The sequence below is a fragment of the Streptomyces sp. NPDC003379 genome, assembly GCF_053589195.1.
Genome location: NZ_JBSFRK010000003.1, coordinates 1 through 12,704 on the forward strand (window position 1 = coordinate 1; position 12,704 = coordinate 12,704).

A 12,704-nucleotide genomic window follows, 5' to 3' on the forward strand; every position below is an offset into this window, starting at 1 on the left:
GGCGGAACGAATCCGCCGGGCCCGCCGCTCAGGTGCGTACCGCACCGGTGAACCGTTCTCAGTCCGTGCCGGACTCCATCGCGGCGCGGTCCAGCATCGTCTCCTCGTCCGTGGTCTCGCCGCGCGAGGCGATCGCCTCGGCGCCGCCCGCGTCCATGGCACCGATCAGACCCGTCGAGGCGGCCTGCGCGGCGCCGATCGGCGTCGGGTGGACGGCGGCGCCGACCAGGCCGAGCTCCACGTACTGCTCGAGGCGGGAGCGCGAGTCCGCGATGTCGAGGTTGCGCATGGTGAGCTGGCCGATCCGGTCCACCGGGCCGAACGCCGAGTCCTCGGTCCGCTCCATGGAGAGCTTGTCCGGGTGGTAGCTGAGCGCCGGGCCCCGCGTGTCGAGGATCGAGTAGTCCTCGCCGCGCCGCAGCCGCAGGGTCACCTCGCCGGTGATCGCCGCGCCGACCCAGCGCTGCAGCGACTCACGGACCATCAGCGCCTGCGGGTCCAGCCAGCGGCCCTCGTAGAGGAGACGGCCGAGGCGCCGGCCCTCATTGTAGTACGCGGCGACGGTGTCCTCGTTGTGGATCGCGTTGACGAGACGCTCGTAGGCGATGTGGAGGAGCGCCATGCCGGGCGCCTCGTAGATGCCGCGGCTCTTCGCCTCGATGATCCGGTTCTCGATCTGGTCGGACATGCCGAGGCCGTGGCGGCCGCCGATCGCGTTGGCCTCCATGACCAGGTCCACCGGGGAGGAGAACTCCTTGCCGTTGATGGAGACCGGCCGGCCCTGGTCGAAGGCGACGGTGACGTCCTCGGTGTCGATCTCCACCGACGGGTCCCAGAACCGCACGCCCATGATCGGTTCGACGGTCTCGAGCCCGGTGTCGAGCTGCTCCAGGGTCTTCGCCTCGTGCGTGGCGCCCCAGATGTTGGCGTCCGTGGAGTACGCCTGCTCCGTCGAGTCCCGGTAGGGCAGCTCGTGCGCGACCAGCCACTCGGACATCTCCTTGCGGCCGCCGAGCTCCGTGACGAAGTCCGCGTCCAGCCACGGCTTGTAGATCCGCAGGTGCGGGTTGGCCAGCAGGCCGTAGCGGTAGAACCGCTCGATGTCGTTGCCCTTGAACGTGGAGCCGTCGCCCCAGATCTGCACGCCGTCCTCGAGCATGGCCCGCACCAGGAGCGTGCCGGTCACGGCACGCCCCAGCGGCGTGGTGTTGAAGTAGGGCCGGCCGCCCGACTTGATGTGGAACGCGCCGCAGGCGAGCGCCGCAAGGCCTTCCTCGACCAGCGCGGCCCGGCAGTCGACGAGTCGGGTGATCTCGGCGCCGTACGCGGAGGCACGGCCGGGCACGGAGGCGATGTCGGGCTCGTCGTACTGGCCGATGTCGGCGGTGTACGTGCACGGGACGGCGCCCTTGTCGCGCATCCAGGCGACGGCTACGGAGGTGTCGAGGCCGCCGGAGAAGGCGATGCCGACGCGCTCGCCGGTGGGGAGGGAGGTGAGGACCTTGGACATGGCAAGAGTATGCATCAGAACGCATGACCATGCAAGCGTCGTGGGTGGTGCGTCGCCCGATGTTCGCCCGGGCGTCACCTGCCGTCGTCGTTGATCGGCGAGCATCTGAGGTCCGGTCGCGGCAGGTCCGGTCGCGGCAGGTCCGATCGCGTATCCAGAGGGGACGACGTTGCAACGCCCATACCCACGCCCACGCCCACGCCCAGGACGTACGTACCAAGGCGGTGGAACGCTCGTGGCAGGCTCGCTGGCGGCCGTGCTGTCGATGGCTCTGGCGGGCTGCGGGTTCGCGGGCCTCGGGGAGGGGGACGGGGACGGTCACGCGTCCGCCGCCCCCGCGGCCGTCGCCGGGATCGACTGCGCGAAGGCGGGGAAGGTCCAGGGGACGGGGTCGAGTGCCCAGCAGAACGCGATGAAGCACTGGATCAAGGAGTACCAACGCGCCTGTCCCGGCGTGCGGATCGCCTACAACCCGATCGGGTCAGGGGCCGGTGGCGCCCAGTTCCTGCGCGGCGCCACCGCGTTCGGAGGCTCCGACGGCGCGTTGAAGCCCGATGAGGTCGCCCTGTCCAAGGCGGTCTGCCGGGGCGGTCGCGCCATCGACCTGCCCATGGTCGGCGGCCCCATCGCGATCGGGTACGACCTGCCCGGCGTCGACGATCTGGTCCTGGACGCCCCGACCCTCGCCCGGATGTTCGACGGGCGGATCACCAGCTGGGACGACCCGAAGATCCAGCGGCTCAACCCCGGCGCCGAGCTGCCCTCCATGCCGGTCCGTCCCGTCCACCGCTCCGACGACTCCGGCACCACGCAGAACTTCCAGGCCTACCTCGCGGGCGCCGCCCCCGAGGTCTGGGACCACCCGGCGGGCAAGGCGTGGCAGGGCAGGGGCGGCGCGTCCGCGAGCGGGTCGAGCGGCGTCGCCTCGGAGGTCACCTCCGGCTTCGGTGCGATCGGCTACTTCGAGCTGTCCTTCGCGCGGGCCCGCGACATCAAGACCGTCAGCATCGACACGGGCGCGCCCGCCCCCGTCGAGCCGACGCCCACGACGGCGTCGGCGGGTATCGCGGCCGCGCGCGTCGCGGGCAAGGGCAAGGACATGACGCTGAAGTTCCGCTACGGCGCCTCGACGCCCGGTGCGTATCCGATCGTGCAGGTCACGTACGAGATCGTGTGCGACAAGGGGAACCAGAAGGAGACCCTCCCCGCCCTCAAGTCGTTCCTCGGCTACACCGCGAGCGAGGCGGGGCAGGAGCCGCTGTCCCGGCTGCACTACGCGCCGCTGCCGGAGTCCGTCGCCGGTCAGGTGCGCGACGTGATCCGCGCGCTCTCCTGACCGGGGCCGGCCGACGGCCCCGGCCGCGGCCCTGCTCCTGTCACCAGGTGACGGGCAGTTCGTGCACGCCGAAGACGTTCATGCCGGTGCGCAGCGGAACGTCCTCGGGCGCGACGGCGAGCCGTAGCGCCGGGAAGCGGGTGAGCAGCGCGGGGAGGGCGACGCGCATCTCGACGCGGGCCAGTTGCTGCCCGAGGCACTGGTGGATGCCGTAGCCGAATCCGAGGTGACCGGTGGCCTTGCGGCGCAGATCCAGGGTGTCGGGGTCGGGAAAGCGTTCCGGGTCGCGGTTGGCCGCCTCCATGGAGACGACGACCGTCTCGCCCGCCCTGACCAGTTGGCCCGCCACCTCGACGTCCTCCAGCGCGGTCCGCACTCCTATCTGCGCGATGGTCAGATAGCGCATCAGCTCCTCGACGGCCGTGTCGGCGAGGCCGGGATCGGCGCGCAGGGCGGCGAGTTGGTCCGGGTTGCTCAGGAGGGCGAAGGTGCCGTACGCGATCATGTTGGCGGTGGTGTCCAAACCCGCGCTCAGCAGGAGGGACCCGATCCCGGCGAGCTCGTCGTCGCTGAGGTCGCTGCTGGTCAGGTCGCTGAGGAGGTCGTCGGTGGGGTCCGTCCGCTTGGCGAGGACCAGCTTGTGGAGGTACTCCTGGCCCGCGTTCAGGGCGGCGATCAGCTCCTCTTCGTCGGCGCCCCGCGTCATGAGCGTCGCGGTGTTGCGCTGGAAGAACTCGCGGTCGGCGTAGGGGACTCCGAGGAGTTCGCAGATCATCAGCGCGGGGATGGGCTGCGCGTACGCCTGCACCAGGTCGAGAGTGGGTCCCTGGCGCTCCATGGCGTCGAGGTACTCAGCGGTGACCTGCTCGACGCGTTCCGTGAGCAGCCGCATCCGGCGCACCGTGAACTTGCCCGTGAGCAGCCGCCGGTAGCGGGTGTGTTCGGGCGCGTCGAGCCCGGTGAGGTCGCCGATCGGGGCCGGGCCGAGCGGCTCTGTCAGCCCGGTCTCGTAGGGGAGGTGCATGAGTTCGTAGCGCGAGCTGAAGCGGGAGTCGCTCAGGATGGAGCGGACCGCCGAGTGGCTGGTGGCGAGCCGGCCCACGTGGCCGTCGGGGAAGGCCAGCCGGGTGAGCGGCCGCTCCTCGCGCAGCCGCGCGAACTCGGTGGGCGGGTCGAAGGGGCAGCCCGAGGGGCGGGCGGTGGGCAGGCGTACGGGGTCGTTCGACAGTTCGTGCCGCATGTGGTTCCTCCGATGCAGAGCGCCGTGACGCCAGCATGGCACATAGGTGACGCCATGGCGAGCCAAGCTGGCTCACCATGGCGTCACGCGGCATCGTGTGGTGTCACGTGGTGGTGCCGGCGGGGATGCCGAGCCGGTGATGCGCGAGGTTCAGCGCCTCGTCGATGATCCGGCGCAGATGGCCGTCGCGGAGCGAATAGACGACGCGGCGGCCCTCTTTGCGCGTGCCGACGAGTCCGGCGAGGCGCAGCTTCGCCAGATGCTGGCTGACGGCGGGGCGCGCGGCGCCGCAGACCTCGGTCAGCGTGGTCACGTCGGCCTCGCCCTCGGTCAGACGGCGGAGCAGGACCAGGCGGGTGCGGTCGGCGAGGAGCGCCAGAAGGTCGGCGGCGAGGGCGAACTGCTCCTCGCCAGGGGTGTGCGGATGCGCATGGTGCGCAGGTGATAGATGCATGCGTGCGCTCACACGCACATAATGAGGGGCTGGGCGGCCGGTGTCCACACCGGCCTGGCCACCGTCCGCGTCGCATCGGAAGGGGCAGCACCACGTGAATCACCCCAACGAGCACCAGCACCCCCACGAGCACCCTCACCGGCACGAGCACGAGCACCCCCGCCGCCACCGCCGCAGCTTCCGGCACCTCCTCACTCCCCACTCCCACGACTCCGCGGACAAGGTCGACACCGCGCTGGAGAGTTCGGCGCGCGGCATCCGGGCGCTGTGGGTGTCCCTCGGCGTACTGGGCCTGACGGCCCTCGCGCAGGCGGTCGTCGTGGCGCTGTCCGGTTCCGTCGCCCTGCTCGGTGACACCGTGCACAACGCGGCCGACGCCCTGACCGCGGTGCCGCTCGGCATCGCCTTCGTCCTGGGCCGACGGGCCGCCACACGCCGCTTCACGTACGGATACGGCAGGGCCGAGGACCTGGCGGGCCTCGTCATCGTCCTCACCATCGCCGCCTCGGCCGCGTTCGCCGCCTGGACGGCCGTCGAACGGCTTCTGCATCCACGGGACATGAGCCATGTGCCCGTGGTCGCCCTCGCCGCCGTGATCGGCTTCGTCGGCAACGAAGGCGTGGCCCGCTACCGCATCCGCGTCGGCCGCGAGATCGGCTCGGCCGCGCTCGTCGCGGACGGACTTCACGCGCGTACGGACGGATTCACCTCGCTCGCCGTGCTGATCGGAGCGGGCGGTGCGGCCCTCGGAGTGCGGCTCGCCGACCCCGTGGTCGGCCTCCTGATCACGGCCGCGATTCTGCTGGTCCTGCGGGACGCCGCCCGTGAGGTGTTCCGCCGTGTCATGGACGCCGTGGACCCGGCGCTCGTCGACGCGGCGGAGCGGGCGCTCCTGGAGGTGCGTGGTGTACGAGGGGTCGGCGAGCTGCGGATGCGCTGGATCGGCCACCGGTTGCGCGCCGAAGTGGCGCTCGTCGTGGACGGGTCGCTGAACGTGCGCGAGGCGCACCACGTCGCCGTCGAGGCCGAGGACGCACTGTTGCACGCCGTCCCGCGCCTGACGGCGGCCCTGGTCCACGCCGACCCGGCACCCGCCGCCGGAGAGCGCGACCCGCATCTGCCCCTGGCCCATCACGCACCCGCCTCGGCCGAAGTGCTGTAGGTCACAGGAGGCGGCGGGAACTCGGCGGGGTCGCGGGCCGACTCCTGGACCGGTCCGGTCGCAGCCGGGCCGCGGCCCGTCGATCCAGGAGAACGCCTCATGCCCGCCGAACCCACCGTCCTCGCCGAAGGCGACGGGCAGCAGCCAGCCGTGCCTCCGCAGCCGCCCCACGCCGCGGAGGCCCAGCCCCTCGGAAAGCGGTCCGGCTGGGCGTCGTTGCGTCCGCTGGTCCTGCGTCTGCACTTCTACGCCGGGCTGTTGATCGCGCCGTTCCTCCTGGTCGCCGCCACGACGGGCCTTCTGTACGCGTGCTCGTACCAGGCCGAGAAGATCGTGTACGCCGACGAACTGCGCGTACCCGTCGCGGCGGACAAGCGCGAACTGCCCTTGGAACGGCAAGTGGCAGCCGCCCGCAAGGCGCACCCGGAAGGGACGATCGGCGCGGTCCGGCCCGCGCCGGAGGACGGCGCCACCACACGCGTCCTGCTCTCCGGCGTGCCGGGCGTCGACCCCGATCGCACGCTCGCCGTCTTCGTGAACCCGTACACGGGCGAGGTGCGCGGCGCCCTTGAGCAGTACGGCGCGTCCGGCGCCCTGCCGCTGCGCACCTGGATCGACGAACTCCACCGCGATCTGCACCTCGGCGAGCCGGGCCGTCTCTACAGCGAACTCGCGGCCAGCTGGCTGTGGGTGATCGCGGGCGGCGGCCTCGTCCTGTGGTTCGGGCGCCGCAGGGCGCGGCGGAAGCTGCGGAACACGACGGGCCGTCGCCGCACGCTGTCGCTGCACGGCTCGGTGGGCGTCTGGGCGGGGGTCGGTCTGTTCTTCCTGTCGGCGACGGGGCTGACCTGGTCGACGTACGCGGGCCGGAGCATCAGCGATCTGCGGGACGCCATCGGCCAGTCCACGCCCGCGGTGACGGCGAGCGTCACGCCGGGAGCGGAGCCCGGAGCGGACGCCGGAGGAGAGCACTCCGGGCATGGTGCGGCGGCGGGTGGTCCGGGCGGGGAATCCACCGGTGCCGGAAGCGGGAAGAACGCCGCGGACGTCGGACTCGACGCCGTACTGAAGTCGGCGCGCGGCCAAGGTCTTTCGAACCCCGTGGAGATCGTCCCGCCGGCCGACGCGGCATCAGGGTCGTCGGCGTACGTCGTCAAGCAGATCCAGCGCAGCTGGCCCGAGAAGCAGGACGCGGTCGCCGTGAACCCCGCGAACGGCGAGGTCACCGATGTCCTGCGGTTCGACGACTATCCCGTGCTGGCCAAGCTGTCGCGCTGGGGCATCGACGCGCACGCCGGTTCGCTCTTCGGCATCGCCAACCAGATCGCGCTCGCCGCGCTCGCCCTCTGCCTGGTCCTGCTGATCGTGTGGGGTTACCGGATGTGGTGGCAGCGCGGCCGCGGCTCCTCCTTCGGCCGCCCGATGGCCCGCGGCGCCTGGCAGGACGTACCGGCGTACGTCCTGGTCCCCTTGATGGCGGGGATCGCGGTACTCGGCTACTTCGTCCCCCTGCTCGGCATCCCACTGGCGGCGTTCCTCGCCGTGGACATCGCGCTGGGCGAGATCGCGTACCGGCGGGGGAGGCGGACGTACGGCTGAAGCCGGGGGTCGGGTTTCCGGGCGTCCTCCGCACGCTGTAATGGGGCGGTGGACACAGGGATATGGGACGCGCTGCCGCCGGCCACGCGGGAGCGCGTGGATGAGCTGGTGGTCGCGGGGCGCCGGGTGTGGGCGGTCAAGGAGATGCGGCAGGCGTTCGACGGGGAGGGGTTCGCCGAGTCCCGGCCCGGCCTGAACGCGTGCCAGGACGTGGTGGCCGCTCGCCACGAGGTTCTGGCAGACCGGATCGCCCGTCCGGCCCGCCCCACGGTGACCGGCCTCGCCGACCGCGTCAGCGCCGAGCCGGGTCGCCCCGTGGCGATCGAGGCGGTCTGGGACGGGGATTCGAGTGGCTGGATGGTGGATCTCGTGGCGGTCTTCCCCGGCGCGGCGGACGCAGCCGCCCCTCACCGGGAGCTACGCCTCACGACCTTCCGCGAAGGCTCCGACCTGCGAATCCTCAACGGGCAGGTGCCTCCTTGGCCGGAGGCGGAAGAGGCGCGGCGCGTCGGGGAGGCGCTGGCGGAGACGTTCGGTGTGCGCTTCCACTTCGCGAGCCCCGACGAGCCCGACGACCAGGCGCCCCGCTGGTGGGACACCCACTGAGGACCGCGCCCGCGACCGCGCCGTCCGGTCCCGGAACAAGAGATTCGGGCTGATGTGTGTGACGGGCTCCTGAGCGGGCACTCGAAAGATTGGGCCCCGCCGTGTCTCCCCCGTCGCGGCGGGGCTCCCTCATGGCTTCTCCCGGCCGCCTCGTGACTCCAGGGTCCGCGCTGCCGCACCGTCGGGTTTCGCCCGCTCCGCCCCGGCTACCCGTGCGGGACCGAAGGGAGAGGTCCCGTGACCACCACGTCATCCTCACCGACCGTGCCGCACCCCGCGCACCGCGCTCATACCGCGCACCCCGCGCCCGCGAGCGAGCCGCGGGAGGAGCGCAGCCACCAGGACCTCGTCCGGTACCTGGAAGACCGCTTCGCCTGCGCGCAGGCCTGCGACGACTGCGTCCGCGCGTGCGCCCGGCGGCAGGGCCCCGCCGAGCCGGGCAACACGCCCCGCGTCGACACCGCCTGCGCCGACGTGTGCGACGCGACCTCCCGCCTCCTCGGCGAGCAGGCCGACCAGGCCGACCAGGACGAGCAACGGGTCCGTATGCAGGTCGAATGGTGCCGCGCCATCTGCCTCCAGTGCGCGGACCTCTGCGACCTGCGCCCCGCCTCGGCCACCTGCGCGGAGGCCTGCCGACGCTGCGCCAAGGCCTGCGACGACTTCCTCACGACACTGGGCTGACCACCCCGTCACCGGCATTCCCTATTCCTGAAACGCGTTCTACTGTGTGCGCCGTCATGCCTCAAGCCTCAAGTCTCAAGCCGCCGAGTCCGAGGCCGAGCGAGCCAGTAAGAGCCTGGAGGGGCCGTGCACCTCGAATACACGCCCGAGCAGCAGCAGTTGCGCGCCGAGCTGCGTGCGTACTTCGCCGAACTGGTGCCGGACAACGTCTACGCGCGCTACGCCGACCCCGCCGCCCAGAAGCGGTTCTACCGGGAGACCGTCCGGCGCCTCGGCGCGGACGGCTGGCTCGGGGTCGGATGGCCCAAGCAGTACGGCGGGCGCGGGCTCACGCCCATGGAGCAGTTCATCTTCTCCGACGAGGCCGCGCAGGCCGGCGTCCCGCTGCCGCTCATGGCGCTCAACACCGTCGGCCCGACGATCATGCAGTTCGGCACGGAGGAGCAGAAGAGCTACTTCCTGCCGAGGATCCTCTCCGGCGAACTCGACTTCGCCATCGGCTACAGCGAGCCCGACGCGGGCACCGACCTCGCCGCGCTCAAGACCAGAGCGGTCAGAGAGGGCGACGTATACGTCGTCAACGGCCAGAAGATCTGGACGACCAACGGCGACACAGCCGACTGGGTCTGGCTCGCCGTGCGCACCGCCGCCCCCGAGGAAGGCGTTCCGCTCCACAAGGGCATCACCATGCTCCTCGTCCCGACGAGCGACCCCGGCTACTCCTGCACCCTCATCAACACCCTGGCCTCGCACGACACCACCGCGAGCTACTACGAGAACATCCGCGTCCCCGTCTCCCGCCGCGTGGGCGAGGAGAACAAGGGCTGGCGCCTGATCACCAACCAGCTCAACCACGAACGCGTCACCCTCGCCGCCCATGGCACCACGGCGATCCGCGCCCTCCACAACGTGCAGCGCTGGGCCATGGACACCAAGCTCGTCGACGGCCGCCGCGTCATCGACCTCGGCTGGGTCCGGCGCTGCCTGGCGAGGACCCACACCAGGCTCGACGCCATGAAGCTCCTCAACTGGCAGATGGTCAACGCCGTCCAGGAGGGCACGCTCACCCCGCAGGACGCCTCCGCCGTCAAGGTCTACGGCTCGGAGGCGCGCCGCGACGCGTACGCCTGGCTCATGGAGGTCGTCGGTGCGGCGGGCGCCCTGAAGGAGGGCTCGGCGGGGGCGGTCCTCCACGGCGAACTGGAGCGCGGCTACCGCTCGGCCGTGATCTTCACGTTCGGCGGCGGGAACAACGAGATCCAGCGGGAGATCATCTCCTGGATCGGCCTGGGGATGCCGCGCGTCCGCCGTTAGCGACCTCCGCGCGCCAGGGGGCGGTCGGGTCGTCGAAGATGCTGACGACCTGGCGCATGATGCGCCGTTCGGCCGGGTCGAAGGCCTGCTTGGCGTGGACGGTGCCGAGCTGGTCCCACATGACGATGTCCCCGGGCTGCCAGGTGTGGGCGTAGGTGTACTGGGGCTTGCCCGCGTGCGACAGCAGTTCGTCGAGCAGCTTGCGGCTGTCGTCGGGGGCGAGGTCCACGATCCGCTTGGTGTTCAGGGTGCTGACGTAGACCGACTGGCGGCCGGTGCGCGGATTGCGGGCGATCAGCGGGTGGATGGTGGAGGTGCCGTCCTCGGCCCTGATCTGTGCGGTGCTCTCGCCGAGGGACACCTCGCCCTGGAGCTCCTCCTCGATGGTCTCCTCGTACCCGGCGCGCAGGGCGTGACGGACCCGGTAGGAGTGCAGACGCCGGCGCTCTTCGGGCGACAGCGACTCGTACAGGGCGTACATGTCGGTGAAGAGGGTCTCCCCGCCGCCGGAGGTCGGCACTTCCAGGGCCTCAAGGAAGCCGACCTGGGAGACGCGGGGGCGGAAGGAGTAGTCGGTGTGCCAGCCCATCCACTCGGCGTCGCCGACGCCGATCTTGCGGCCGTCCTCCACCAGGTTGGAGACGATCAGGATCTCGTTGTGGTCGGGGTGGGCGCCGCTGGTCAGACCGGTCTTCGGGATGTACCCGAAGCGGCGGCCGAAGGCCAGGAACTCCTCGTAGGAAGGGGTCTCGTGGCCGCGGAAGACGAGTACGAGATGCGCGTCGAGCGCCGCCCGGATCTCCTCGGCCCGGGTCTGGTCCAGGTCGCCGGTGACAGGGGCGCCGTGCACGACGGCGCCGAGAGCGGCGCCCGGTATCGGCGTTACGTCCATGGGCGTTGCCGCCTTTCGCAGAAGGTTCGCGGAAAGTTCGCAGAAGGGTGGGGTGGTCAGCGCAGTTCGAGGCCGGCGAGGTCGCCCGCCTCGCGCCAGCGCCTGAGGATGTTCACGAACTCCACCGAGCCGCCGCCGTAGCTGGAGTTGAGCAGGGGCAGTCCGCCCGGGTCGCCCTCGTTGTTGTAGAGGCCGGGCGTGCAGTTCTCCAGGAAGTCGATGCCGTTGGCGGCGAGCCGGAGGATTTCCTCGACCCACTCCTTCTCACCGGCCTCGGATGCCTCCACGACCTGGTGGCCGCGCTCCTCGACGCACTTGACGATGTGCGCGAGGTGCCGGGTCTGCTCGCCCAGCATGTAGGCGATGTTGACGTGCCGACCGGCTTGGACCTTGGACAGGATGAAGCAGTTGGGGAAGCCGTTCACCTGGAGTCCGTGCAGGGTGTGCGCCCCGTCCGCCCACTTCTCCGACAGCTTCACGCCGCCGCGGCCGACGATGTCGTAGCCGGCGCGGTCGGTGTACGGGACGGCGAACTCGTGCTCGTAGCCGGTGGCGAAGATCAGGCAGTCGACCGGGTACTCCCGGCCGTTCGCGACCACCCCGGCCGCGGTGAGCCGCTCCACGCCCTGCCCCTGGGTGTCGACCAGGGTCACATTGGGCCGGTTGAAGGTCTGGAGGTAGCCGTCGTGGAAGCAGGGCCGCTTGCAGTACACGCGGTAGTACGGCTTGAGGGCGGCGGCGGTCGCGGGGTCGGTGACGACGCTGTCGATGCGGGCGCGCAGCTCCTCCATCTTGAGGAAGTCCGCCCGTTCGGCCGCGAGCGCCCGCTCCTTCGGGTCGCCCCCGGTGTCGCCGGTGGGCAGGATCGCGGCGGCCAGCTTGGCCGTGGTCTGGGTCCAGCGGTCCTGGACCAGGTCCTCGTCCTGGGGGATCCCGGAGGTCAGCGCGTGGAAGTTCTCCATCCGGCGCTGCTGCCAGCCCGGTTCGAGGCTGTCCGCCCAGTCGGGCGGGGTGGGCCGGTTGCCGCGCACGTCGACCGTGGCCGGGGTGCGCTGGAAGAGGACGAGCTGCTGGGCCCACTCGGCGAGGTGCGGGGCGAGCTGGATGGTCGTCGAGCCGGTGCCGATGACGCCGACCTTCTTGTCCTTCAGCTTGGTCAGACCGCCGGTGCTGTCGCCGCCGGTGTAGTCGAAGTCCCAGCGGCTGGTGTGGAAGGAGTGCCCGGCGAACGTCTCCAGGCCCGGCAGCGCGGGGAGTTTGGGGCGGTGCATCAGACCGATCGACATGGCCACGTACCGGGCCCGGATCAGATCCCCGCGGTCGGTGCTCACCAGCCACTTCCCGGCGGCCTCGTCCCAGCGCAGCTCGGTGACGGCGGTCTGGAAGAGGGCGTCGCGGTAGAGGCCGTACTTGTGGGCGATCTGTTGGAGGTGGGCGAAGATCTCCGGCCCGGTGGAGTACTTCTCGGTGGGTATCGTGCCGATCTCTTCGAGCAGCGGCATGTAGATGTAGCTCTCGACGTCGCACCGGACGCCGGGGAAGCGGTTCCAGTACCAGGTGCCGCCGACGTCACCGGCCTCGTCGATCAGCCGGATGCGCTCCAGGCCGGTCTCCTTGCGCAGATGGGCGCCGGTCAGCAGGCCGCCGATGCCGGCGCCGACGACGGCGACGTCCACCTCGTCGGTGAGCGGCTCGCGCTCCTGCCGCTCGGTGTAGGGGTCTCGCGCGTAGCGGCTGAAGTCACCGCGCGCGAACTGGTAGGAGCGACCGACGCTGCGCTTGTCGCGCTCCTGCCGGTATTTCTCCCTCACCGCCTCCAGGTCGATGGTCGGTGTCTCATCGCTACGGTCGTCGCTCTCGGCGCGGGCCACAGCTCCTCCTCGGGGCAAGGGGACGGAAGGGAAACA

At 71.2% G+C, this 12,704-nt stretch carries 11 protein-coding genes; 6 read left to right on the forward strand and 5 right to left on the reverse strand.

Annotated features, from left to right (window positions below):
- Nucleotides 1-58 precede the first annotated feature (58 nt).
- Nucleotides 59-1,510 carry an argininosuccinate synthase gene (gene argG, locus ACWDVB_RS03940; protein ID WP_451514038.1) on the reverse strand — a complete coding sequence of 484 codons (1,452 nt, stop codon included), beginning with the start codon at nucleotides 1,508-1,510 and terminating at the stop codon, nucleotides 59-61.
- A gap of 235 nt (nucleotides 1,511-1,745) precedes the next feature.
- Here argG and pstS point away from each other — a divergent pair, with 235 nt between their 5' ends.
- Entirely contained in the window at nucleotides 1,746-2,846 is a 1,101-nt protein-coding gene (gene pstS / locus ACWDVB_RS03945; RefSeq protein ID WP_451514037.1) for a phosphate ABC transporter substrate-binding protein PstS, read from the forward strand.
- 40 nt (nucleotides 2,847-2,886) lie between these two features.
- Here pstS and ACWDVB_RS03950 read toward each other — a convergent pair whose 3' ends face one another.
- Together ACWDVB_RS03950 and ACWDVB_RS03955 are read right to left on the reverse strand one after the other, a co-directional pair.
- Nucleotides 2,887-4,086: a cytochrome P450 gene (locus tag ACWDVB_RS03950; RefSeq protein ID WP_451514036.1), complete on the reverse strand. Its 1,200-nt coding sequence runs from the start codon at nucleotides 4,084-4,086 to the stop codon at nucleotides 2,887-2,889.
- A 103-nt stretch (nucleotides 4,087-4,189) separates the two neighbouring features.
- Nucleotides 4,190-4,540 carry an ArsR/SmtB family transcription factor gene (locus tag ACWDVB_RS03955; protein ID WP_451514035.1) on the reverse strand — a complete coding sequence of 117 codons (351 nt, stop codon included), beginning with the start codon at nucleotides 4,538-4,540 and terminating at the stop codon, nucleotides 4,190-4,192.
- Between the two features lie 94 nt (nucleotides 4,541-4,634).
- Here ACWDVB_RS03955 and ACWDVB_RS03960 point away from each other — a divergent pair, with 94 nt between their 5' ends.
- The 5 genes from ACWDVB_RS03960 (at nucleotide 4,635) to ACWDVB_RS03980 (ending at nucleotide 9,905) form a co-directional block, all read left to right on the forward strand.
- Nucleotides 4,635-5,702, forward strand: a complete 1,068-nt coding sequence (locus ACWDVB_RS03960; protein ID WP_451514034.1) for a cation diffusion facilitator family transporter — start codon at nucleotides 4,635-4,637, stop codon at nucleotides 5,700-5,702.
- 99 nt (nucleotides 5,703-5,801) lie between these two features.
- A complete protein-coding gene (locus ACWDVB_RS03965) occupies nucleotides 5,802-7,301 on the forward strand; it encodes a PepSY-associated TM helix domain-containing protein (RefSeq protein WP_451514033.1) in 1,500 nt (499 codons plus the stop codon).
- Between the two features lie 48 nt (nucleotides 7,302-7,349).
- Nucleotides 7,350-7,907 (forward strand): hypothetical protein, encoded by a 558-nt coding sequence (locus ACWDVB_RS03970; RefSeq protein ID WP_451514032.1) that lies wholly within the window; start codon nucleotides 7,350-7,352, stop codon nucleotides 7,905-7,907.
- A 237-nt stretch (nucleotides 7,908-8,144) separates the two neighbouring features.
- Nucleotides 8,145-8,591 carry a ferredoxin gene (locus ACWDVB_RS03975; RefSeq protein ID WP_451514031.1) on the forward strand — a complete coding sequence of 149 codons (447 nt, stop codon included), beginning with the start codon at nucleotides 8,145-8,147 and terminating at the stop codon, nucleotides 8,589-8,591.
- A gap of 126 nt (nucleotides 8,592-8,717) precedes the next feature.
- Complete coding sequence (locus ACWDVB_RS03980; protein WP_451514030.1) at nucleotides 8,718-9,905, forward strand: acyl-CoA dehydrogenase family protein; 1,188 nt, start codon at nucleotides 8,718-8,720, stop codon at nucleotides 9,903-9,905.
- Here ACWDVB_RS03980 and ptlD read toward each other — a convergent pair.
- Nucleotides 9,862-10,797 carry a neopentalenolactone/pentalenolactone F synthase gene (ptlD, locus tag ACWDVB_RS03985; RefSeq protein WP_451514029.1) on the reverse strand — a complete coding sequence of 312 codons (936 nt, stop codon included), beginning with the start codon at nucleotides 10,795-10,797 and terminating at the stop codon, nucleotides 9,862-9,864. The genes ACWDVB_RS03980 and ptlD overlap by 44 nt on opposite strands.
- A gap of 56 nt (nucleotides 10,798-10,853) precedes the next feature.
- Nucleotides 10,854-12,668 carry a neopentalenolactone/pentalenolactone D synthase gene (gene ptlE, locus ACWDVB_RS03990; protein WP_451514028.1) on the reverse strand — a complete coding sequence of 605 codons (1,815 nt, stop codon included), beginning with the start codon at nucleotides 12,666-12,668 and terminating at the stop codon, nucleotides 10,854-10,856.
- Nucleotides 12,669-12,704 lie beyond the last annotated feature (36 nt).